This is a genomic window from Xylophilus sp. Leaf220 (genome assembly GCF_001421705.1).
Taxonomy (GTDB): Bacteria; Pseudomonadota; Gammaproteobacteria; order Burkholderiales; family Burkholderiaceae_C; genus Xylophilus.
On record NZ_LMKO01000001.1, the window covers coordinates 77,376 to 99,949 of the forward strand.

General features: G+C 67.3%; 22 protein-coding genes. 9 read left to right on the forward strand and 13 right to left on the reverse strand.

All coding sequences use genetic code 11. From position 1 onward, the window contains the following. Nucleotides 1-111 precede the first annotated feature (111 nt). The 6 genes from pbpG to ASE76_RS00340 form a co-directional block, all read right to left on the reverse strand. Nucleotides 112-1,182, reverse strand: a complete 1,071-nt coding sequence (pbpG, locus tag ASE76_RS00315) for a D-alanyl-D-alanine endopeptidase (protein ID WP_055833018.1) — start codon at nt 1,180-1,182, stop codon at nt 112-114. A 214-nt stretch (nt 1,183-1,396) separates the two neighbouring features. Beyond that, on the reverse strand, nt 1,397-3,091 hold the full coding sequence (gene leuA, locus ASE76_RS00320; RefSeq protein ID WP_055833019.1) for a 2-isopropylmalate synthase: 1,695 nt from the start codon (nt 3,089-3,091) through the stop codon (nt 1,397-1,399). Between the two features lie 196 nt (nt 3,092-3,287). Beyond that, entirely contained in the window at nt 3,288-4,133 is an 846-nt protein-coding gene (gene pssA, locus ASE76_RS00325; protein WP_055833021.1) for a CDP-diacylglycerol--serine O-phosphatidyltransferase, read from the reverse strand. A gap of 146 nt (nt 4,134-4,279) precedes the next feature. Further along, the gene (gene ilvC / locus ASE76_RS00330; protein WP_055833026.1) at nt 4,280-5,296 is read right to left on the reverse strand and encodes a ketol-acid reductoisomerase; all 1,017 of its coding nucleotides are present in this window, start codon (nt 5,294-5,296) and stop codon (nt 4,280-4,282) included. Nucleotides 5,297-5,437: 141 nt separating this feature from the next. Then, entirely contained in the window at nt 5,438-5,929 is a 492-nt protein-coding gene (gene ilvN / locus ASE76_RS00335) for an acetolactate synthase small subunit (protein ID WP_055833033.1), read from the reverse strand. Nucleotides 5,930-6,124: 195 nt separating this feature from the next. Next, a complete protein-coding gene (locus ASE76_RS00340; RefSeq protein ID WP_055833036.1) occupies nt 6,125-7,939 on the reverse strand; it encodes an acetolactate synthase 3 catalytic subunit in 1,815 nt (604 codons plus the stop codon). Nucleotides 7,940-8,222: 283 nt separating this feature from the next. On the opposite strand from ASE76_RS00340, the gene ASE76_RS00345 reads away from it, so the two are divergent. The 5 genes from ASE76_RS00345 to ASE76_RS00360 are packed head-to-tail and all read left to right on the forward strand — an operon-like array spanning nt 8,223 to nt 11,185. Beyond that, nucleotides 8,223-8,789, forward strand: coding sequence for an RNA polymerase sigma factor (locus ASE76_RS00345; RefSeq protein WP_055835389.1), 567 nt, complete (start codon nt 8,223-8,225; stop codon nt 8,787-8,789). Further along, nucleotides 8,786-9,229, forward strand: coding sequence for a DUF3619 family protein (locus tag ASE76_RS00350; protein WP_055833040.1), 444 nt, complete (start codon nt 8,786-8,788; stop codon nt 9,227-9,229). Before ASE76_RS00345 ends, ASE76_RS00350 begins: the two co-directional genes overlap by 4 nt. 14 nt (nt 9,230-9,243) lie before the next feature. Next, entirely contained in the window at nt 9,244-10,041 is a 798-nt protein-coding gene (locus ASE76_RS19740; protein WP_082447813.1) for a DUF3106 domain-containing protein, read from the forward strand. Beyond that, nucleotides 10,038-10,598, forward strand: a complete 561-nt coding sequence (locus tag ASE76_RS00355; RefSeq protein ID WP_055833043.1) for an RDD family protein — start codon at nt 10,038-10,040, stop codon at nt 10,596-10,598. Before ASE76_RS19740 ends, ASE76_RS00355 begins: the two co-directional genes overlap by 4 nt. After that, nucleotides 10,595-11,185 carry a TIGR00730 family Rossman fold protein gene (locus tag ASE76_RS00360; protein ID WP_055833046.1) on the forward strand — a complete coding sequence of 197 codons (591 nt, stop codon included), beginning with the start codon at nt 10,595-10,597 and terminating at the stop codon, nt 11,183-11,185. Before ASE76_RS00355 ends, ASE76_RS00360 begins: the two co-directional genes overlap by 4 nt. Nucleotides 11,186-11,242: 57 nt before the next feature. Here ASE76_RS00360 and ASE76_RS00365 read toward each other — a convergent pair whose 3' ends face one another. Further along, nucleotides 11,243-11,581, reverse strand: a complete 339-nt coding sequence (locus ASE76_RS00365) for a P-II family nitrogen regulator (RefSeq protein WP_055833049.1) — start codon at nt 11,579-11,581, stop codon at nt 11,243-11,245. Nucleotides 11,582-11,831: 250 nt separating this feature from the next. On the opposite strand from ASE76_RS00365, the gene ASE76_RS00370 reads away from it, so the two are divergent. Next, nucleotides 11,832-13,085 (forward strand): GNAT family N-acetyltransferase, encoded by a 1,254-nt coding sequence (locus tag ASE76_RS00370; RefSeq protein ID WP_055833052.1) that lies wholly within the window; start codon nt 11,832-11,834, stop codon nt 13,083-13,085. Nucleotides 13,086-13,188: 103 nt separating this feature from the next. Here ASE76_RS00370 and ASE76_RS00375 read toward each other — a convergent pair whose 3' ends face one another. Together ASE76_RS00375 and ppa are read right to left on the reverse strand one after the other, a co-directional pair. Next, nucleotides 13,189-15,075, reverse strand: coding sequence for a methyl-accepting chemotaxis protein (locus ASE76_RS00375; protein ID WP_055833055.1), 1,887 nt, complete (start codon nt 15,073-15,075; stop codon nt 13,189-13,191). Between the two features lie 194 nt (nt 15,076-15,269). Continuing rightward, a complete protein-coding gene (ppa, locus tag ASE76_RS00380) occupies nt 15,270-15,806 on the reverse strand; it encodes an inorganic diphosphatase (RefSeq protein ID WP_055833059.1) in 537 nt (178 codons plus the stop codon). A 127-nt stretch (nt 15,807-15,933) separates the two neighbouring features. Here ppa and ASE76_RS00385 point away from each other — a divergent pair, with 127 nt between their 5' ends. Beyond that, the gene (locus ASE76_RS00385; protein ID WP_055835392.1) at nt 15,934-17,367 is read left to right on the forward strand and encodes an aldehyde dehydrogenase family protein; all 1,434 of its coding nucleotides are present in this window, start codon (nt 15,934-15,936) and stop codon (nt 17,365-17,367) included. A 150-nt stretch (nt 17,368-17,517) separates the two neighbouring features. Here ASE76_RS00385 and ASE76_RS00390 read toward each other — a convergent pair whose 3' ends face one another. Together ASE76_RS00390 and ASE76_RS00395 are read right to left on the reverse strand one after the other, a co-directional pair. Beyond that, nucleotides 17,518-18,399, reverse strand: coding sequence for a ZIP family metal transporter (locus ASE76_RS00390; protein WP_055833062.1), 882 nt, complete (start codon nt 18,397-18,399; stop codon nt 17,518-17,520). A gap of 41 nt (nt 18,400-18,440) precedes the next feature. Then, the gene (locus ASE76_RS00395; protein WP_055833065.1) at nt 18,441-19,064 is read right to left on the reverse strand and encodes a superoxide dismutase; all 624 of its coding nucleotides are present in this window, start codon (nt 19,062-19,064) and stop codon (nt 18,441-18,443) included. A 262-nt stretch (nt 19,065-19,326) separates the two neighbouring features. Between ASE76_RS00395 and moaA the strand changes: the two genes are divergently transcribed. Both moaA and mobA read left to right on the forward strand, forming a co-directional pair. Next, nucleotides 19,327-20,493, forward strand: a complete 1,167-nt coding sequence (gene moaA, locus ASE76_RS00400; protein ID WP_055833069.1) for a GTP 3',8-cyclase MoaA — start codon at nt 19,327-19,329, stop codon at nt 20,491-20,493. 93 nt (nt 20,494-20,586) lie between these two features. Continuing rightward, a complete protein-coding gene (mobA, locus tag ASE76_RS00405; RefSeq protein WP_055835395.1) occupies nt 20,587-21,138 on the forward strand; it encodes a molybdenum cofactor guanylyltransferase MobA in 552 nt (183 codons plus the stop codon). Nucleotides 21,139-21,254: 116 nt separating this feature from the next. Here mobA and rnhA read toward each other — a convergent pair whose 3' ends face one another. Beyond that, complete coding sequence (gene rnhA / locus ASE76_RS00410) at nt 21,255-21,746, reverse strand: ribonuclease HI (protein WP_055833072.1); 492 nt, start codon at nt 21,744-21,746, stop codon at nt 21,255-21,257. Nucleotides 21,747-21,768: 22 nt separating this feature from the next. Continuing rightward, the gene (locus tag ASE76_RS00415; RefSeq protein ID WP_156362517.1) at nt 21,769-22,569 is read right to left on the reverse strand and encodes a class I SAM-dependent methyltransferase; all 801 of its coding nucleotides are present in this window, start codon (nt 22,567-22,569) and stop codon (nt 21,769-21,771) included. Between the last annotated feature and the right edge of the window lie 5 nt (nt 22,570-22,574).

Below are 22,574 nucleotides of genomic sequence, written 5' to 3' on the forward strand. Positions count from 1 at the left end.
GGGTGCCCGGAGCGCTGAGACGAAAACGGGCACGGTAGAGGCCCGTGCCCGCTCAAATTCGTTAGCCGACGCTGAAAGCGCGCCGCAGCCGTCAGCCGCGGCCGTACGCGATCAACCGTCCGTGTGCTTGGCCAGGGCGGCCGCGGACGCGGTCGATTCGACCCAGCGGCGGACCCGCTCGGCGTCCGCCACCCGGCTCAGCTTGCCGGCCGAATCCAGGAACACCATGATGACCTTACGGCCGGCGATCTTGGCCTGCATCACCAGGCACTGGCCGGCTTCGTTGATGTAGCCGGTCTTCTGCAGGCCGATGTCCCAGGCCGGGCTGTGCACCAGGCGGTTGGTGTTGTTGTACTGCAGGGTGCGGCGGCCGATGTCCACCGCATAGCTCGGCGAGGTCGTCAGTTCGCGCAGGGTCGGGTCGCCGTAGGCCGCATTGACCAGCGTCGCCAGATCGCGCGCGCTGGACTGGTTGCGGCTCGACAGGCCCGTCGGCTCCACATAGCGGGTATCGGCCATCCCGAGCATCTGGGCCTTGGCATTCATCAGCGTGACGAAGGTCGTCATGCCACCGGGATAGGTACGGCCGAGGGCATGCGCCGCCCGGTTCTCGCTCGACATCAAGGCGAGGTGCAGCATCTCGCCGCGGCTGAGCGTCGCGCCGACCACCAGGCGCGAGCTGCTGAATTTCTCGGTGTCGACGTCGTCCTGCGAGATGGTGATCATCTCGTCCATCGGAAGACGCGCTTCGGTCACGATCACGCCGGTCATCAGCTTGGTGATCGAAGCGATCGGCAGCACCGCACTGTCGTTTTTGCTGAGCAGGACTTCGTTGGTGTCCTGGTCGATGACCAAGGCGACGCTCGACTTCAGGTCGAGCGGATCGGACGCGGTGTGAAGACCCGCCAGCTGGCCGTACGAAGGACGGGCCGGCACGTAGGCTACGCGCATCGGCGCCTTGCTGCGCGCCGCCACCGTGATGGTCTTGGAAACACGGGCCACCTTGCGCGGGGCGACGACCCGCACTTCCCGCTTGGCCTGCACCGAGGCGACGGGCGTCCTGGCGACAGGCTTCTTGCGCTCGGCGGCCTGGGCTGCGGGGTGCACCAGCGCCCAAGCGACGGCGGTACAGGACACGAACTGGGTCAGACGACGCAAGACGAGGGAATTACGACTTGACATCAAAATATCTCCGCAGCAGTGAAAGTGGCATGGCCGAGAGTGTAATGAATCAAAAAAAACGCGCAAGATCAATTACTTGCGCGGCTTACTTGAAGCTGGGCCTAATTCGCAATAAAGCGTTACAAAAATACGCCTGCGTTGGCCGGAGGAAATGCAGTGTAGGACATTCCCTGCAATCCGGTGCCGCGAAATGCGACACCGGAGACCCCCATCTTCAGACGGCGGCAGCTTCCGCGGAATGCACCTGCCCCACGCCCGAACGCGCGACGCCCGACAGAATCGCCTTGAAGGAGGCGGAGACGATATTCGCGTCGATGCCGGCGCCGAACAGGCTAGCACCGCCGCCGACCTGCAGTTCGACATAGGACACCGAGCGCGCATCGGCGCCCGCGCCGATCGAGTGCTGGTGGTAGTCCAGCACCCGCACCTCCTGGCCGATCAACGCACCGAGACCCAGCACGAACGCGTCGATCGGGCCTGTGCCCTGCCCTTCGATCGCGTGCGAGCCGTCGTTCCACTGCACCTGCGCCTCGAGGCGGACCGTATGGCGACCGCCCTGGCTTTCTTCTGCGATGCGGTGGACGGGAGCCTCGATGTCCTGCAAGCGGTACTCGCCCTGGAAGAGCTCCCAGATGTCGCGCGCGGTGAGTTCCTTGCCTCCGGCATCCATCGCGCCCTGCACCACCCGGCTGAACTCGATCTGCAGACGGCGGGGCAGTTCCAGACCGTACTCGCTCTCGAGCAGGTACGAGATGCCGCCCTTGCCGGACTGGCTGTTGACGCGGATCACCGCCTCGTAGCTCCGGCCGAGGTCCTTCGGATCGATCGGCAGGTAGGGCATGTCCCAGATGTCGCCTTCCTTGCGGGCGGAGAACGCCTTCTTGATCGCATCCTGGTGCGAACCGGAGAACGAGGTGTAGACCAAGTCGCCGACGTACGGATGGCGCGGATGGACGCTGATCTGGTTGCAATGCTCGACCGTCGCGCGGATCTCGTCGATGTTCGAGAAATCGAGCTCCGGATCGACGCCCTGGGTGTAGAGGTTGAGCGCCACGTTCACCAGGTCGAGATTGCCGGTGCGCTCGCCGTTGCCGAACAGGCAGCCTTCGATGCGGTCGGCGCCCGCCATCAGCGAGAACTCGGCCGCGGCCGTGCCGGTGCCGCGGTCGTTGTGCGGATGGACCGACAGCACGATCGCATCGCGCCGCGCGAGGTTGCGGTGCATCCACTCGATCATGTCGGCGAAGATGTTGGCGGTCGAATGCTCCACCGTCGACGGCAGGTTGATGATGCACTTGCGCTCGGGCGTCGGCTGCCACACCGCGGTCACCGCATCGACCACCCGCTTCGAGAACGCCAGGTCGGTGCCCGAGAACATCTCGGGCGAGTACTGGAAGGTCCATTGCGTGCCGGGCTGCCTGGCTGCGCAATCGCGGAACACCTGGGCATGGGTGGTGGCCAGTTCGACGATCTGGTCCTCGTCCATGCCCAGCACGATCTTGCGCATCACCGGCGCCACCGCGTTGTAGAGATGCACGATGGCGCGCGGAACACCCTGCAACGCCTCGAACGTCCGGGCGATCAACTGGTCGCGGGCAGGGGTCAGCACCTGGATCGAGACGTCGTCGGGAATCCGGTTCTCGTCGATCAGGCGGCGCACGAAGTCGAACTCGACCTGCGACGCGGAGGGAAACCCCACCTCGATTTCCTTGAAGCCGATGTCGACCAGCGTCTCGAACATCCGCATCTTGCGGTCGATGTCCATCGGCTCGATCAGGGCCTGGTTGCCATCCCGCAGGTCCGTCGACAGCCACACCGGGGCCTTCGCCAGCACCACGTCGGGCCAGGTGCGGTCCTTCAGGGCGATCGGGGGAAAGCTGCGGTATTTGGTGGAAGGCTGCTTCAACATGATGGATCTCTTTCAAACGAGGAGGCACACCAGCAACTCCCAAAAGCAAAACGGCCCGTTGCTGGTGCAATACGGGCCGTAGAGTGAGGTGTGCGCGCGCTACCGTCTATGCCCAGTGAGCACTAGTAGTAGGGCGAGCGAGGTCAGGGACATGTCGGCGACTGTAGCACAGGGTTTCGTGCGGCCGCAACGCGATCTAGCGGTGCCAGCCGCGTTCGTCGGGTTCGTCGGTCGAGGTGCTGATCACGCTGGTGTGCTGGCCCTTGGCCTTGCGCCATGCATACACCGCGTAGCCGCTCAGGCCGTAGGCCACGAAGATGCCGAACAGCACCGTCGGCGGATGGATGTTGATGATCGCGATGCCGAGCGCGATCAGCACGATCGTGGCGAAGGGCACGCTCTTCTTCAGCCGGATGTCCTTGAAGCTGTAGAACGGCACGTTGGTCACCATGGTCAGGCCCGCGTAGAGCGTGAAGGCGAAGGTGATCCAGACCACCTGCGTCCAGCTGAGCCAGGCCGATTCGCCGTTGCGCACGCCGGCCTCGGTCATCAGCCAGATGAAGCCCGTCACCAGGGCCGCCGCCGCGGGCGACGGCAGGCCCTGGAAATAGCGCTTGTCGACCACGGTAGTGTTGACGTTGAAGCGCGCCAGCCGCAGCGCCGCGCAGGCGCAGTAGACGAAGGCGGCGATCCAGCCCCAGCGGCCCAGCCCGCGCAGCGCCCATTCGTAGGCGATCAGCGCCGGCGCGGCGCCGAACGACACCATGTCGGAGAGCGAATCCATCTGCTCGCCGAAGGCGCTCTGGGTGTTGGTCATCCGCGCCACCCGGCCGTCGAGGCTGTCGAGCACCATCGCGACGAAGACGCCGGCCGCGGCCAGGTCGAAGCGGCCGTTCATCGCCATCACGATCGCATAGAAGCCACCGAACAGCGCCGCCAGCGTGAACAGGTTGGGCAGGATGTAGATGCCCTTGCGGCGCTTGCGCACCACCATGCCCGCGTCGTCGTGCGGCAGCGGAGAAGAGGGATCGGGATGGGCCATGTGTGTCCTAGAAAACCGGTGCGACGGCGGGGTGCGGGCAGGATGCCGCGCGGGCCGTCGGAGCCGCCGAGTGTACCGACGGCGGAACGGCGCAAACGACGAGGGCCACTCGCGTGGCCCTCGTGTTCAGCGCAGCGGCGCAGCGCTTAGTTGCGGGTCTGGTCGACCAGCTTGTTCTTGGCGATCCACGGCATCATCGCGCGCAGCTTGGCGCCAACCTGTTCGATCTGGTGCTCGGCATTCAGGCGGCGGCGGCTGATCAGCGTCGGCTGGCCGGCGGCGGCTTCGAGCACGAAGCTCTTGGCGTATTCGCCCGTCTGGATGTCCTTCAGGCACTTGCGCATCGCGTCCTTGGTGGCCGAGGTGACGATGTTCGGGCCGGTCACGTACTCGCCGTATTCGGCGTTGTTCGAGATCGAGTAGTTCATGTTGGCGATGCCGCCTTCGTAGATCAGGTCGACGATGAGCTTGAGCTCGTGCAGGCATTCGAAGTACGCCATCTCGGGCGCGTAGCCGGCTTCCACCAGCGTCTCGAAGCCGGCCTTGATCAGCTCGACGGTACCGCCGCACAGCACGGCCTGCTCGCCGAACAGGTCGGTCTCGGTTTCTTCGCGGAAGTTGGTCTCGATGATGCCGGCCTTGCCGCCGCCGTTGGCCGAGGCGTACGACAGGGCCAGGTCACGCGCCTTGCCGCTCTTGTCCTGGTGCACCGCGACGAGATGGGGCACGCCGCCGCCCTGGGCGTAGGTGCCGCGCACGGTGTGGCCCGGGGCCTTCGGAGCGACCATCCACACGTCGAGGTCGGCACGCGGCTGCACGAAGCCGTAGTGCACGTTGAAGCCGTGGGCGAACACCAGGGACGCGCCCTGCTTGATGTTCGGCTCGACGTCGTTCTTGTAGACCGTGGCGATCTGCTCGTCCGGCAGCAGGATCATGACCACGTCGGCCGACTTGACCGCCTCGGCCACTTCGGCGACCTGCAGGCCTGCCTTGCCGACCTTGTCCCACGACGCGCCGCCCTTGCGCAGGCCGACCACGACCTTCACGCCGCTGTCGTTCAGGTTCTGCGCGTGGGCATGGCCCTGCGAGCCGTAGCCGATGATGGCCACAGTCTTGCCCTTGATCAGGCTCAGGTCGGCGTCTTTGTCGTAGAAAACTTTCATGGAATGCTCCGGAATTTAAAGGTTGGGTTGGCGAAAACGCCCAGCGACAGGCTCGGGGCGAACGCGCAATGCAAGGTCGCCATCCACGGGAATCCGTCCGTGCCGAGCCTGTCGACGCACGGTCGGAGGAAAACTCGGGTACTAGACGCGCAGCACCCGCTCGCCGCGGCCGATGCCGCTGGCGCCGGTCCGCACCGTCTCGAGGATCGCGGTCCGCTCGATCGCCTGCAGGAATGCGTCGTTCTTCGACTGGTCGCCGGTCAGCTCGACGGTGTAGCTCTTGTCGGTGACGTCGATGATGCGGCCGCGGAAGATGTCGACCATGCGCTTCATCTCCTCGCGCTCCTTGCCGACGGCACGCACCTTGACCATCATCAGCTCGCGCTCGGTGTAGGCGCCTTCGGTCAGGTCGACCACCTTGACCACCTCGATCAGGCGGTTCAAGTGCTTGGTGATCTGCTCGATCACGTCGTCGGAGCCGGCCGTCTGGATCGTCATGCGCGACAGGCTGGGGTCTTCGGTGGGGGCCACCGTCAGCGACTCGATGTTGTAGCCGCGGGCCGAGAACAGCCCGACCACGCGGGAGAGTGCGCCCGGCTCGTTCTCGAGCAGGACGGCGATGATGTGCTTCATGAAGGGATTCCTCTTTTTGCGACGACAGCACGATCGAAAAATGCTCGCTGAAAACTGTCGTTTTTCGCCGCCCTCCCCCGCGCACGGTAATGCGCGGGCTCGGCGGGCAATAGATTCGTCTGGGAACGGATCGCTATTATTTCGATAGCTAGTAGCCGGCGTCTGGCGCCGGCCACAGGCACTTTTCGCCTGTAATTACAGGTCTTCGCTGCCCAGGAGCATCTCGGTGATGCCTTTGCCGGCCTGCACCATCGGGAACACGTTCTCGGTGGGGTCGGTGCGGAAGTCCATGAACACCGTGCGGTCCTTGAGCTTGCGGGCCTCGCGCAAGGCGGGCTCCACGTCCTCGGGCTTCTCGATCAGCATGCCGACGTGGCCGTAGGCCTCGGCGAGCTTCACGAAATCGGGCAGCGCGTCCATGTAGCTGTGGCTGTAGCGGCCCGAATACTCGATCTGCTGCCACTGGCGCACCATACCCAGGAAGCGGTTGTTCAGCGCGCAGATCTTGATCGGCGTGTTGTACTGCAGGCAGGTGGAGAGCTCCTGGATGTTCATCTGCACCGAGCCTTCGCCGGTGACGCAGAACACCTCGGCCTCGGGCTTGGCCAGCTTGATGCCCATGGCATAGGGAATGCCGACGCCCATGGTGCCCAGGCCGCCCGAGTTGATCCAGCGGCGCGGCTCGTCGAACCGGTAGTACTGCGCGGCCCACATCTGGTGCTGGCCCACGTCGGAGGTGATGTAGGTCTCGACGTCCTTGGTCATGTTCCAGAGCGTCTCGACCACGAACTGCGGCTTGATCACGTCGCCGTTGCCGCGGTCGTACGCGAGGCTCTTGCGGCTGCGCCAGCCTTCGATCGTCTCCCACCAGCCGGAGAGCGCAGCGCCGTCGGGACGCACCGGCGATTCCTTGATCATGTTGATCAGCTCGGTCAGCACGTCCTTCACGTCGCCGACGATCGGCACGTCGACCTTGACCCGCTTCGAGATGCTCGACGGGTCGATGTCGATGTGGATGATCTTGCGTTCGTTCTGGGCGAAGTGCTTGACGTTGCCGATCACCCGGTCGTCGAAGCGCGCGCCCACGGCCAGCAGCACGTCGCAGTGCTGCATCGCGTTGTTGGCCTCCCAGGTGCCGTGCATGCCGAGCATGCCCAGGAACTTCGGGTCGGACGCCGGATACGCGCCCAGGCCCATCAGCGTGTTGGTGACCGGATAGCCCAGCAGGTCGACCAGCGTACGCAGTTCGTTCGACGCGTTGCTGAGCAGCACCCCCCCGCCGGTGTAGATGTAGGGCCGCTTGGCGGTCAGCAGCAGCTGCAGCGCCTTGCGGATCTGCCCGCCGTGGCCGCGCTTGACCGGGTTGTACGAGCGCATCTCCACCGTCGCGGGGTGGCCGCTGTAGGTGACCTTCTTGAAAGAGACGTCCTTCGGGATGTCCACCACCACCGGTCCGGGCCGGCCGGTACGGGCGATGTGGAACGCCTTCTTGATCGTCATCGCGATGTCGCGCGGATCCTTGACCAGGAAGTTGTGCTTGACGATCGGGCGGGTGATGCCGACCGTGTCGCATTCCTGGAAGGCATCCTGGCCGATCGCCGCCGTCGGCACCTGGCCGCTGATGATCACCATCGGGATGGAGTCCATGTAGGCGGTGGCGATGCCGGTCACGGCGTTCGTCAGGCCCGGGCCGGAGGTGACCAGCGCCACGCCCACCTCGCCGGTGGCGCGGGCGTAGCCGTCGGCGGCGTGCACCGCGGCCTGCTCGTGGCGCACCAGCACATGCAGGATCGAATCCTGCTTGTAGAAAGCGTCGTATATGTAGAGAACCGCACCGCCGGGATAACCCCAGATGTACTGCACGCCCTCGGCCTGCAGGGATTTCACCAACACTTCGGCACCCATCAACTCGGGATGGGCCTGTGCAGGCGAGGCGGGGGAAAGCGGGGAAGAAGCGCTCTGCGCGTGGGCAGCGGCGGCCGAGGCGATTTCGGCTTGGGAGATTTCCATGATGAACCTTTGTGAATTTCGGGCGCGAAAAACCTTGGGTGCTCCTTCACGCACGCTCTTGTGAAGCGGTGTCGGAACTTAGGGTCCACGGCCATGGGCGAGATGCTTGCTGCGCCGAACCGGAACCCGTTTGCTTGAATAGACAGCAACGCGCATTATCACATTGCTCGCGGCCCGACCCGGGCACGCGCCGAAATAAAGTTGACCGGTGCAATAATCCGGCCGTCCGGCAACTGCGGACTTCCGCCCCACCCTCGTGCCGTCCAGCGGCCGGATCCTGCTCTTGGCCACCGAACGCGAACTGTCCGATTTCCTCAAAAGCGTAGAAACGCGCGCGTTCAAGCGGTCGATCTACCATGTGCGCAACGAGGAAGCGGCACTCGACATCGTGCAGGACAGCATGATGCGGCTGGCGGAACACTACGGCGACCGGCCCGCCGAAGAGTTGCCGATGCTCTTCCAGCGCATCCTGTCGAACTGCACGCTCGACTGGTTCCGCCGGCAGAAGACGCGCAATGCGCTCTTTTCCAACATGAGCGATTTCGACGTGGCGGGCAAGGACGGCGACTTCAACCTGCTGGAAACGTTGCAGATCGACGACGGATCGCACCGCACCGAAAGCGCCGAAGACACGACCCGGCGGGCCCAGGTCTTGCATCAGATCGAGGCCGAGATCCAGGCGTTGCCGGCACGTCAACGCGAAGCATTCCTGATGCGTTACTGGGAAGAGATGGACGTGGCGGAGACCGCCGCCGCCATGGGCTGCTCAGAAGGCAGCGTCAAAACGCACTGTTCGCGTGCCGTCCATTCTCTTGGCAAGGCGCTCAAAGCCAAAGGGATCCAGATATGACCCAAGTTCACACTTCCGCACTTCCTCATCTGCAGGACGAATTCGGCGAGCGGATCGCCGCGCGCCTTTCGGAAGGCGCTCGTGCCGTGCCGCACGATATCTCGGAGCGCCTGCGCCTGTTGCGACAGCAGGCAGTCGCGCGGCGGCGGGTGGTGAATGTCCGGGCCCGTACCGCCTCGTCGATCTTCGGTCAGGGCGGGACCGCGACCGCATCCTTCGGGCAGGACGGCCCGGGATTCTGGGGCCGCATCGCAGCGGTATTGCCGCTGGCGGCGCTGGCGGCGGGCCTGTTCACGATCTACACGGTGCAGAACGACAACCGCGTACACGAACTGGCCGAGGTCGATTCCGCCTTGCTCGCTGACGATCTGCCACCGGCCGCCTATGCCGATCCCGGCTTTCTTCAGTTCATGAAGAACAGCGCGGACGGCCCACGTTGACCGCTGGTTCCAGTATGACTGCAGGCGCCCGGTCGACCACCCGTATAACCGTTGCTGCATGCATCGTGCTGGCAGCGGCTGCTGCCGTCGCCGTCCGCGCACAGGGCACCGATACCCCACCGGCACAGGGCGGCTCGACGCCCGCCACCGTCGGCACCGGAACAGCGAAGGGCCAGCCTGCGGTAGCGGCTACGTCCGCGGCGTTCAAGGCGCTGACTCCGCAGCAGCAGAAGGCGCTCGCGCCCTTGGCGAACGACTGGGGTGGCATGCGCGATACGCAACGCCGCAAGTGGCTGGAGATGGTGCGCAACTTCCACGCGATGCCGCAGGCCGAGCAGGACCGGTTGCACGGCCGCATGGCCGAATGGGCCACGCTTTCGTTCGAACAGCGCACCCAGGCGCGCATGAATTTCGCCGAAGTAAGCAAGCTGGACCCGGGCCAGAAAAAAGCGCAGTGGGAGGCCTACCAGGCCCTAAGTCCGGAGGAGCGCAGTCGGCTGACCGAAGGCCATGCCGCGCCGCCGACCGGGGCGGCGCGGGCCGTTCGGCCCGTTTCGTCCCAGCGCCTGGCAACCCTGCCGCCGGCGGTGACGCCCCGCCCCCGGCCGACGATTGGGGTATCGTCCTCGCACTTCGACCAGAAGACGCTGCTGCCCCAGCACGTCGTCGCGCAACCGACGGCGCGCGCGCAGCCGGCAGCCGTGCCGGCACCTGTACCTGTACCTGCTGCACCGGTGCCGTCGCCGGTACCGGATAATTCCGTATCACCTGCCGCCGCACCCGTACCTGCCGAGCCGCCTGCCGCCCCATGATGTCCGATTCCTCGCCGGAGACCGGCCAAAGCGCCGATGCTTCGCCGCCCGGCCTGCCGAGCTCCGTCGCGCCACGCCTCGCCCGCCGCATGGCCTGCTGGCTGTACGAGGGCATGCTGATGTTCGGTGTGGTCTTCATCGCCGGCTACCTGTTCGGCACCCTCAGCCAGACCCGCAATGCGATGGACAACCGGCATGCGCTGCAGGCGTTTCTCTTCGTGGTGTTCGGCATCTATTTCGCGTGGTTCTGGGCCAAGGGACAGACGCTGGCGATGAAGACCTGGCATATACGGGTCGTGGATGTGCACGGCGCGCAGGTGACGCAGCTGCGCGCGCTGTGCCGCTATTTCGCCAGCTGGCTATGGCTGCTGCCGCCGCTCGCGCTGATTTCTCCCCTCCAGCTGTCGACGGGCGAGACCTTTCTCGCGGTCCTCGGCTGGGTGACTCTCTGGGCCCTGGCCAGCCGCCTGCACCCCCAACGCCAGTTTCTGCACGATGCGATGGTCGGCACCCGGCTGGTCAGTACGGTACCGGTGCGGGCTGCGGCGGCCGCATGAGTATTCCAGCGTTTTCGCTGTGCGTGTACTGCGGCTCGCGGCCGGGCGACGACCTGCGATTCGCCGATGCCGCGCGCGCGGTTGGCTCGTGGATCGGCCGGCACGGCGGCCAGTTGGTCTACGGCGGCGGGCACAACGGCTTGATGGGCGTGGTGGCCGATGCGACCCAGGCCGCCGGTGGCCGGGTGATCGGCGTGATCCCCCAGGCCCTCGTCGACAAGGAAGCGGCCAACCGCCGTTGCGACGAATTGCACATCGTGCAGAACATGCACGAGCGCAAGGCGATGATGGCCGAGCGGGCCGATGCCTTCCTGGCGCTGCCGGGCGGCATAGGCACGTTCGAGGAGCTGTTCGAAGTCTGGACCTGGCGCCAGCTGGGCTACCACGCCAAGCCGCTGGGCCTCTTGAATGTCGCAGGCTACTACGACGCGATGCTGTCGTTCCTGCAAAACAGCGTGGGCCACGGCTTCATGGGCGAGTGGCAGATGGATTTCCTGCAGGTCGGCACCGAGGTCGATACCCTGTTGCCCGGCCTGCTGTGCCATCCCGGCACAGGGGACGTGGCGCCGCTGCGGGACGTGATCTAGGCCAACGCCATCGAAGCGGGGCGAGATGCCGCGAAGGCGGCCGCCCCGACACCGGCCTCAGATGGCCGATGCGTCCTCTTCGCCGGTGCGGATACGCACGATCCGGTCCACCGCGGTCACGAAGATCTTGCCGTCGCCGATCTTGCCGGTGCGGGCCGCGCCGACGATCGCATCGACGCAGCGCTCCACATCCTCGGTCGCCACCACCACCTCGACCTTCACCTTCGGCAGGAAGTCGACGACATATTCCGCACCGCGGTACAGTTCGGTATGGCCCTTCTGCCGGCCAAAGCCCTTCACCTCCGTCACCGTCAGGCCGGTCACACCGCATTCCGCCAACGCTTCCCGCACCTCCTCCAGCTTGAAGGGTTTGATGATGGCGGTGATCTGCTTCATGGTGTCGTCCTGTTGGAATAGGGGAGGCCGCGCGGGGCGTTGCCCGACGGCGCGAGGCGCACGGCGCCCCGGCGAGGGGTCGTAAACGATTATGTCATTCGCTCCACGAGCCCTTGGCGGAGGATGCGACGCCCCCACCTGCTCCACCTGCCTGTCGTGCCGCAACGCGCCGGTGCCTGCAAGGGCTAACGATTCCCGCCATCATCGGCTGCCCACGACCGAACCCTCCAACGCACCCCGCGCCCATTCCGTGACCTTGACCCTCCGAATCTTCTCCCGCCACCAGGAGGTGGATGCGCACGCCTGGGACCAGTTGCTGGCCCTCGGCGGCGACGCCACCCCGTTCCTGCGCCACGCCTATCTCGCGGCGCTGCACGACAGCGGCAGCGCCACCGCCGACACCGGCTGGGGCATCGTGTTCTTCACCGTCTGGGAAGGCGAGACGATGGAGGCCGCCTGCGCGGTCTATCTGAAGAACCATTCGTACGGCGAATACGTCTTCGACTGGGCCTGGGCCAACGCCTATGCCGACCACGGGCTCGCCTACTACCCCAAGGCGTTGGTGGCCGTGCCGTTCACCCCGGTGCCGGGCGCCCGGCTGCTGGCACGCACCCCCGAGGCCCGCAACGTGCTGGTGCAGGCGCTGGTGGCCTGGTGCGGCGAGCAGGAGCTGTCGTCGCTGCACCTGCTGTTCCTGTCGGATCCCGACGTGGATGCCTGCCGCGCGGCGGGGTTGATGCTGCGCAACACCGTCCAGTTCCACTGGCACAACCAGGCTCCGCCGGCAGCCGGGACCCCGCCCGGGCCCGCGCAGCCACCCCGCAGCTATGCCGACTTCGACGACTTCCTCGCCAGCCTGACCCAGGAGAAGCGCAAGAAGATCCGCCAGGAGCGGCGCAAGGTGGCCGAAGCGGGCGTGTCGTTCCGCTGGTCTCGCGGGACCGGCATCGCGCCCGACGATTGGGATTTCTTCTACCGCTGCTATGCCCGCACCTATCGCGAGCACGGAAACGCGCCCTACCTCACCCGCGACTTCTTCCGGCGGATGGAGCAGAAGATGCCGGAGAACTGGCTGCTCTTCGTCGCGGAAAAGGATGGCGTGGCGATTGCTAGCAGTTTGATAGCAATAAGCCCGCATCCGGCGCCGGCTGCAGGCACGAAAGACCCAGAATCGGCACCCCAGGCAGGTGGTGGCGGCGTCGCCTACGGCCGGTACTGGGGCGCACTCGAGCGGGTCGATTGCCTGCACTTCGAGGCCTGCTACTACCAGCCGATCGCCTGGTGCATCGCGCACGGCTTCGTCCGGTTCGAAGGCGGCGCCCAGGGCGAGCACAAGATGGCCCGCGCCCTGATGCCCGTCGCCACCACCAGCGCCCACTGGCTGGCACGGCCCGATTTCTCCGATGCGGTCGAACGTTTCCTGGAGCGCGAGGGGGAAGGCATCGCGCACTACATGGAGCACCTGGACGCCCGCTCGCCCTTTCGGCACGGCGGAGGCCACTGAGCGGCGGCGCGATCGCCGGCCGTTCTCCAGCCGGTCGATCGATTGCGCCGGCTCGCCCTTCAACGCGGGCTGCAGCCGTCGAACCGGCTGCGCCTGCGCACGCTCAGAACGTTTCCCAGTCGTCTTCCGAGCCTGCCGCCATTGCCCGGCTCGCCGGGGTCGCCGCGGGTGCGGGCGCAGGTGCGGATGGGGTGCTGGCCGGCTTGCGGGCCGACGGACCGGCGAGCTTCGCGGTGGCCGGTACCACCGCATCGGCGCCCGGCGGGCGCGGTGCAGGGCGGCTCGTAGCGGCCGGCGCTTTCGCGCTGGGCGCAGGCCGCGCGATCGACAGGGAGGGCGAGGCGACCTGAACGGGCACGGGCACGGGCATCGGAACCGGTGCCGGCGCCCTTGCCGCAGCGACCGGGGCCTGGCTGCCGCTACCGGGCGGCCGGGTGCGGGTCAGCTGGAACACGGCGACGGCGGCCACCAGTTGCTCGGCTTGCGCGCGCAGGCTGGCGGCAGCAGCCGCGCTTTCCTCGACCAGTGCGGCGTTCTGCTGCGTGGCCTGGTCCATCTGCGTGACGGCCTCGCTCACCTGGCCCACGCCGGCGCTCTGTTCGGCACTGGCGGCGCTGATTTCGCCCATGATGTCGGTCACCCGGCGGATCGAGCCGACCACCTCGGTCATGGTGGCGCCGGCGCGGTCGACCTGGGCGGTGCCCTGCTCCACCCGCTGCACGCTGGCGGTGATCAGCGCCTTGATCTCCTTGGCGGCATCGGCGCTGCGCTGCGCCAGGCTGCGCACCTCGGACGCGACCACCGCGAATCCGCGGCCCTGCTCCCCGGCCCGGGCGGCTTCCACCGCCGCGTTGAGGGCCAGGATATTGGTCTGGAACGCGATGCCGTCGATCGTGCCGATGATGTCGGCGATGCGGCGGGAGCTGTCGTTGATGCCCTTCATCGTCTCCACCACTTCGCTGACGGCCTCGCCACCCTGCACCGCAACCGCGGAGGCGCTGATCGCGAGCTGGTTGGCCTGGCGTGCGTTGTCGGCGTTCTGGCGCACGGTGGAGCCCAGCTCCTCCATCGAGGCGGCCGTCTCCTCCAGGGACGAGGCCTGCTGCTCGGTGCGGGCCGACAGGTCGTTGTTGCCCTGCGAGATCTGCGCGCTGGCAGTGGCCACGCCCTCGGCGTTGGCACGCACGCCGCCCACCACCCGGGCCAGGCTGTCGCGCATCGTGGCCAGGCCGGTCAGGAGCAATCCGACCTCGTCCTTGCTGCTGTCGTCCACCTCGATGCCCAGGTTGCCGGCCGCGATCTGCTGCGACACGAACAGCGCGTTGCGCAGCGGGCCGGTGATCAGGCGCGTCATCCACATGGCCAACAAAATCCCGGCGACGACCGCCGCGACCACCGATGCCACCACGCCCCACCGTGCGCTCGTGTAGGAATCGGTGGAGGCTGCGACTGCGGCATCGGCTGCGTGCTTGTTGACCTGTGACAGCTGGCCGATGGCCGCCACGAAAGCTGCGAACAGTTCGCGCGAAGGTCCCGAATACAGTCGGCTTGCCTCGGCCGTGCTCGTCTCGTCCTCGCCGTTGGCCAGGCGCGTAACCTCCTCGAGCGACTTCAGGTACGCATCGCGCCGTACCTGGTAGTTGCGGTAGCCCTCGGCCTCCTCCCCGGACGACACCAGCGGGGCATAGGCGGCCTCCGATTTGGCCAGGGACTTGCGCTGTTCGCCGACCTCGGCGGTGAAGGCCTTCGCCTGAGCGGGTGTGCGCGACATGACCAGCACGCCCTCGGCAAGACGGATCCGGTTGGCATCGACCCGCATGTCGCCCAATACCTGAACGCTGGGCAGCAGGTTCCCGCCGATCTCCCGCACATGTCCATGAACATTGTTGAGTGCCGACAGCGCGATCGCCCCGAGCGCCACTACCAGAACGACCAGCAGCCCGAAGGCTACCGCCAGCTTGGTTCTAATCTTCCAGTCGGAAATTTTCATCGGCCCGTGTTCCGTTACAAAAAGATAATCCTAACTGCGACCCGGGTGTAAACCCCCATCACACGGGGAAAGTTAGGCCCGGGGTTGCAGTGCTGCCACAAGCACCTGGCGAAAACGACAACGCCCGCGCGGGGCGGGCGTTGTCAAGCAAGCACGATGCCAACCGGCCCGCGAGCCGGCGGCAAAGAAGACGCTCAGGCCTTCGGCGCCTTGTAGTTGGCGATGCCTTCGGTGATCTCCTGCTTCGCCGCGTCGATGCCTTCCCAGCCCAGCACCTTGACCCACTTGCCGGCTTCCAGGTCCTTATAGTGCTCGAAGAAATGGCTGATCTGCTTGAGCAGGATCGGGTGCAGGTCCTCGGGCTTCTGGATGTTCTCGTAGATCGGCAGGATCTTGGTGGTGGGCACGGCCAGCACCTTGCCGTCGATGCCGGCTTCGTCTTCCATCTTCAGGATGCCGATGGCGCGGCACGGCACCACCACGCCGGGCGGCAGCGGGAAGGGCGTCATCACCAGCACGTCGACCGGGTCGCCGTCGCCCGACAGGGTCTGCGGCACGTAGCCGTAGTTGGTCGGGTAGTGCATCGCGGTCGTGAGGAAACGGTCGACGAAGATCGCGCCCGAATCCTTGTCCACCTCGTACTTCACCGGGTCGGCGTTCATCGAGATCTCGATGACCACGTTGAAGACGTCGGGCGGATTCTTGCCTGGGGAAACTTTGTCGAAGGACATGGTGCAGCAGCGGTTGGGGGGAAACGGAGAAAGGCGGCCGCCGGCACCGGTCCGGTACGGCCATGACAGCGCGGGATTCTACTGACCGGCCCGCACCGCGCCGCCCGCCCCCGGCACAATGGACGGCATGCAGTACCACTTCATCGCCAACGCCTCCCTGCCCTCGTCGTCCGGCCGCACGCTGCCGGTGATCGACCCCTCCGACGGGCAGCCCTACGACGAGATCCAGCGCGGCGACGCGCAGGACATCGACAGCGCGGTGCAGGCGGCGCGCCAGTGCTACGACGCGGTATGGAGCAAGGTCTCGGCGATGGACCGGGGGCGGCTGCTGATGGCGCTGGCCGAGGCGGTGGCCGCGCACGCCGACGAGCTGACCGCCCTGGAGCAGCGCGACTGCGGCAAGCCGACCCGGCAGGCCCGTGCCGATACCCAGGCCCTGGCCCGCTACTTCGAGTTCTACGCAGGCGCCTGCGACAAGCTGCACGGCGAGACACTGCCCTACCAGGAAGGCTACAGCGTCTTCACCTGGCGCGAACCGCACGGCGTGACCGGCCATGTGGTGCCGTGGAACTACCCGATGCAGATCTTCGGCCGCAGCGTGGGCGGTGCACTGGCCGCCGGCAACGTCTGCGTGGTCAAGCCGTCGGAAGACGCCTGCATGTCGCTGCTCCGCGTCGCCCAGCTGGCCGCCGAGGTGGGTTTCCCCGCCGGCGCGATCAACATTGTCACCGGCTACGGGCACGAGGTCGGCGACGCGCTGGCCCGCCATCCGGGCATCGACCACATCAGCTTCACCGGCAGCCCGTCGGTCGGTACCCTGATCCAGCAGGCCGCCGCCGAGCGGCACTGCCCGGTGACGCTGGAGCTGGGCGGCAAGAGCCCCCAGATCGTCTTCGCTGACGCCGACCTGGACGCGGCCATCCCGACGCTGGTCAACGCGATCGTGCAGAACGCCGGCCAGACCTGCTCGGCCGGCTCCCGCCTGCTGGTGGAACAATCGATCTACGAGCCGCTGCTGGAGCGCCTGGGCGCGGCCTTCGAAGCGCTGCGCGTCGGCCCGGCGGCGATGGATCTCGACGTGGGCCCGCTGATCCGGCAGAGCCAGCAGCAGCGGGTGTGGGATTTTCTGTCGGACGCCCAGGTGGCCGGCATCGCCATGGTGGCGCAAGGCACGGTGGTGGACGAGGCGCCCCAGACCGGCTATTACCAGGCCCCCACCCTGCTGCGCGACGTGCCGCCCCAACACCGCCTGGCGCAGGAGGAGGTCTTCGGCCCGGTGCTGGCCGCCATGTCCTTCCGCGACGAGGACCATGCGGTGCAGCTCGCCAACGGCACAGCCTTTGGCCTGGTCGCAGGCGTCTGGACCCGCGACGGCGCCCGCCAGTTCCGCATGGCCAAGCGGCTGCGCAGCGGACAGGTGTTCGTCAACAACTACGGCGCCGGCGGCGGCGTCGAACTGCCCTTCGGCGGCGTCAAGTCGTCGGGATACGGCCGCGAAAAGGGCTTCGAAGCCCTGTACGGATTCACCACCCTGAAAACCGTGGCCTTCAAGCACGGCTGAACACGCCGCGTGAGGGAGGTGGGGGTTCATGAGCGGCACGCAGTAACCGCTGCCTCAGGACACAGTGGATCCGGCTCCGCCGGTCCACCAGTGTCGCCCCCGGAAGGGGGTTGGCGTTATACGCAGTGAAAAGCCTGGGGGCGAATCTCGCTATCCCAATGCGGTATCGAGCAGCATCATGAGCACGAAGCCGACCATCAGACCACCGGTCGCCCAGGCCTCGTGCCCCTTGCGGTGCGATTCCGGAATGATCTCGTGGCTGATGACGAACAGCATCGCACCGCCGGCGAAGCCCAGGCCCCACGGGAGCATCCCGCTCGAAAACTCGATGATCGCGGCGCCCAGCACCGCGCCGACCGGTTCGACCAGCCCCGACGCCATGCCCAGGCCCACCGACAGCTTGCGGCTGTAGCCCGCGGCCAGCAGGGCGACGGCGACCACCAGGCCCTCGGGCACGTCCTGGATCGCGATGCCGGTCGCGAGCGCGCCTGCGCGCAGGGTGTCGTTGCCCGCGAAGCCCACGCCGATGGCCAGGCCCTCGGGCAGGTTGTGCAGGGCGATCGCGAAGACGAAGAGCCAGGTCCGCCGCAGCTTGCGCGCCGTCTGGCCCTCGACCCCCTTGATGAAATGTTCGTGCGGCACCAGCCGCTCCATCGCCAGCAGCATGGCGCCGCCCAGCAGGATGGACACGCCGACGAGGCTGCCCGCACCCCAGGGACCCATGCCCTGTGACCGCGCCGCAGCGATGCCGGGAATGATCAGGGAGAACGCACACGCCGCCAGCATCACGCCGGCGCCGAAGCCGAACAGCGTGTCCTGCGTCCTGTCCGACAGGCGTTGCGAGAACAGTACCGGCAGGGTGCCGAGCGCGGTCGCCAGCGCCGCCACCATGCCGCCGGTGAAGGCGTCGAGGATCACGTCGTTCGACGTGATGAAGCGCCACGACTGCACGCCCAGCCCCAGCACCACCGCCACCACGATCAGCGCACGGGGCAACCGGCGCAGTGTCAGTTGGGAGCGGAAAGACGACATGGGCGATCAGGTACGGGCATGCAGACGGCGGCAGTCGCGCGTCAGACCTTGGCAGCGGCGAAGCGGCGTGCCACTTCGGGCCAGTTGACCGCGTTGAAGAACGCCGCGATGTACTCGGGGCGGCGGTTCTGGTACTTCAGGTAGTAGGCGTGCTCCCATACGTCCAGGCCGAGGATCGGGGTGGCACCCGAGCCGACGCCCTGCACCACCGGGCTGTCCTGGTTGGCGCTGCTCTCGACCACCAGCTTGCCGTCCTTGCCGACCGACAGCCACGCCCAGCCGCTGCCGAAACGGCTGATGGCGGCCTTGGTGAAGGCTTCCTTGAAGGCGTCGAAGCCGCCCAGGTCCGCGTCGATCGCCTTGCCCAGCTCGCCGTCGGGCGTGCCGCCGGCATTGGGGGCCATCACCGTCCAGAACAGGCTGTGGTTGAAGTGGCCGCCACCGTTGTTGCGCACGGCGGTGCGGATGTTCTCGGGCAGGCCGTCAAGGCCCTTGAGCAGTTCCTCCACCGGCTTGCCGTCGTACTCGGTGTCCTTGACGGCGTTGTTCAGGTTGGTGACGTAGGTCTGGTGGTGTTTGGAGTAGTGGATCTCCATCGTCTGTGCATCGACATGCGGCTCGAGCGCGTCGTAGGCATAAGGAAGAGCGGGAAGCGTATAAGGCATGAATCAACTCCTGAGATAAGTGAACGCGGCGCCGGCGAAGGCGGCGCCGCAGTGCGGCGGAAGGCGCGGGCCTTCGCAGCGGCCGCAGCAGGCGGCATCGCCTCGGCTGCCACGGACTCCAGACTTGTAACATGATTTCGGCGACCGTATCGCCAGCGCATGTCTCGACATGCATCGCACGGGGTCGCCGACCGGCGCCGGACGGGCGCGGATTTAGACCCTGGCGCAAGGCGGAACACCGCAGGCCCTGCACAATCGGCGGATGACTTCCACCGTCGCGCCCGACCGCACCGCGCGCACCATCCCGCTGATCGACGTCCGCTCCCTTGCCGGCGCGGCGCCGGCGCTCGCCCGCGGCACGCCGTCGGCGCTGTTGCAGGACCGGCTGCAGCGCCCGCTGCGCGACCTCCGGATCAGCGTCACCGACCGCTGTAACTTCCGCTGCAGCTACTGCATGCCGAAGGAAAGTTTCGGCAAGGACCACCCCTACCTGCCCCAGTCGGCCTTGCTGAGCTTCGAGGAGACGACACGGCTGGCGCGCCTGTTCCTGGCCCAGGGCGTGCGCAAGATCCGACTCACCGGCGGAGAGCCGCTGCTGCGCAAGAACCTGGAGACGCTGGTCGGGCAGCTCGCCGAACTGCGCACCGTCGACGGCACCGCGCCCGACATGACCTTGACCACCAACGGTTCGCTGCTCGCCCGCAAGGCCCGGGCGCTGCGCGACGCCGGCCTGCGGCGGGTTACCGTCAGCCTCGACGCGCTGGACGATGCCGTCTTCCGGCGGATGAACGACATGGATTTCCCGGTGGCCGACGTGCTGCACGGCATCGACGCGGCGCTGACGGCGGGCCTGGGCCCGGTCAAGGTCAACATGGTGGTCAAGCGCGGCACCAACGCGCAGGAGATCCTGCCGATGGCCCGGCACTTCCGCGGGACCGGCGTGGTGCTGCGCTTTATCGAATACATGGACGTCGGCGCCACCAACGGCTGGCGGATGGACGAGGTGATGCCGGCATCCGAGATGGTCGAGCACCTGAGCGCCGCGCTGCCGCTGGTGCCGCTGGCCGAAACCTCCCCCGGCGAGACCGCCCGCCGCTGGGGCTACGCAGACGCACAGGGCCGCCACGACCCGTCGCTGGGCGAGGTGGGCGTGATCGCCAGCGTCACCCAGGCCTTCTGCCACGACTGCAACCGGGCACGCCTGTCCACCGAGGGCAAGCTCTACCTCTGCCTCTTCGCCAGCCAGGGACACGACCTGCGTGCCCTGCTGCGGGGCGGCGCGAGCGACGACGACATCGCCGCCGCCATCGCCGGCACCTGGCAGGGCCGCAGCGACCGCTATTCCGAGCTGCGGGCCGCCCTGCCACCGGCCGGCCCCGATGCCGCGCCCGGGCCGCGCCGGGTGGAGATGAGCTACATCGGCGGCTGAGCCGGCGCTGCCGTGTCGTCATCCGTGTCCCCTGCTCTGGCCGTGCGTGCCGACATCACCGGTCTGGTGCTGGCCGGCGGCCAGGGCAGCCGCATGGGCGGCGTGGACAAGGGCCTGCAACCCTTCCAGGGCACCCCGTTGGCGCGACATGCGCTGGAGCGGCTGCGGCCCCAGGTGGCGGCCGTAGCGGTAAACGCGAACCGTCACTTAGAGCGCTATGCCGCGTGGCAGGTACCGGTGTGGCCGGATGCATCGGCCGATTTCCCCGGGCCCCTGGCCGGACTGCTGGCCGGACTGGAGCACTGCACCACCCCCTGGCTGCTGACGGTGCCCTGCGACACGCCCCGATTTCCGACCGACTTGGCAGAGCGGATGGCAGCTGCCGCCAGCGCGGCTGGCGCATCGGTGGCGCTGGCGGCTTCCGCAGGGCCTGCCGGGCCCGTGCCCGAGCCGGTGTTCTGCCTCGCACGGGCGGCCCTGCGCGACGACCTCAAGACCGCCCTGGCCGGTGGCGTGCGCGCAATGCGGCAGTGGGCATCGCGCCATGCCGGCGTGCTGGTGCCCTTCGACCTGCCCGGCGACGATCCGCAGGCGTTCCGGAACGCGAACACGCCGGCGGAGTTGCAGGCGCTGGAGAGGCTCTAGCCCGCGGATGGGCCGGCAGCATAAAAATTCAAGGAAAAAATGCCTGTAGCCGGCATTCGGCGCCGGCATCCAGCTATCAAACTAATAGCATAAGGCCCGCAGGCATGGGCGGCGTACTAGCCCGCGTCTGCCGCTGCCGGCGTGGAGCGCACCTGCGCCGGCATCCGGCCCAGGGCCACCTCCACCCCACGGTTGGCCAACTGGTCGGCCCGCTCGTTGCCCGGGTCGCCGTTGTGGCCGCGCACCCAGCGCCATTCGATCTTGTGGCCGCCGGTGCGCACCAGCTCGTCCATCTTCTGCCAGAGTTCGACGTTCTTCACCGGCTCCTTCGATGCGGTGCGCCAGCCGCGGGCCTTCCAGCCCGCCACCCATTCGGTGATGCCCTTGAGCACGTACTGGCTGTCGATGTAGAGCGTCACGTCGCACGGCCGCTTGAGGGCGCCCAGCGCTTCGATCACCGCGGTCATCTCCATCCGGTTGTTGGTGGTGTTGCGCTCGCCCCCGTAGAGCTCTTTTTCGGTCGGGCCGGCCTTCAGCAATACGCCCCAGCCGCCCGGGCCGGGGTTGCCCTTGCAGGCGCCGTCGGTGTAGATGTCGATATGGTTCACGGGAAAACGCTTTGCAGAAAAATCAGGAGGGCGGATTGTCCGGCAAGCTGCGGCCGGCCACTGAGGCGGCCGGCGCCACCGCCCGCACCGCTGTCACCTTGCGGGGCTTCTCCATCCGCCGCATGCCGGGCACCCGCTTGACCGCCACCACGAAATACGCCGCGCCGAAGATCGGCCACCAGCGGTCGCCCAGCGGGTCCATCCAGGCGGTGCGGTCCAGCCAGCGCTGGCTGCGCATGGCCGGACGCCAGCAGCCGAACTGCACCGATTCCACCTCGAACGACAGCAGCCGCAGCCAGTCCCGCAGCCGCCAGTAGCCGATGAAATCGACCGCGTCGGGCAGGTAGCGCTGGCCCAGGCCCAGCCGCTGCGCCATCCGGGCGCGCCGCTGTTTCAGCCCCCAGAAGCTGACCGGATTCAGCCCGCTGATCACCACCCGGCCTTCGGGTACCAGGGTGCGCTCGGCCTCGCGCAGGGCGGCGTGCGGGTCGGCGGTCAGCTCCAGCGTGTGCGGCATCAGCACCAGGTCGAGGCTGCGCGACGCGAACGGCAAGGCACCGAACTCGGCATGGATCGCCGGCCGGAAAAGGGGCGGCACCGGCAGGTCGGATGCGGCGAGCGCAGCGGCTGCCGGCGGGTCCAGATCGTCGGGCCCTCCGATCAGCCAGCGGTGCGGCATGCGGTTGGCCCGCAGGCCGTCGAACCAGGGCAGGCCGAGCTGCACGCCGTGGTAGCCGAACAGGTCGCCCACCGCCTGGTCGACCCGCGCCTGTTCCCACGCGGTGAGGTATCGACCGGCCGGGGAGCCGAACCAGGGGTGCAAACCTA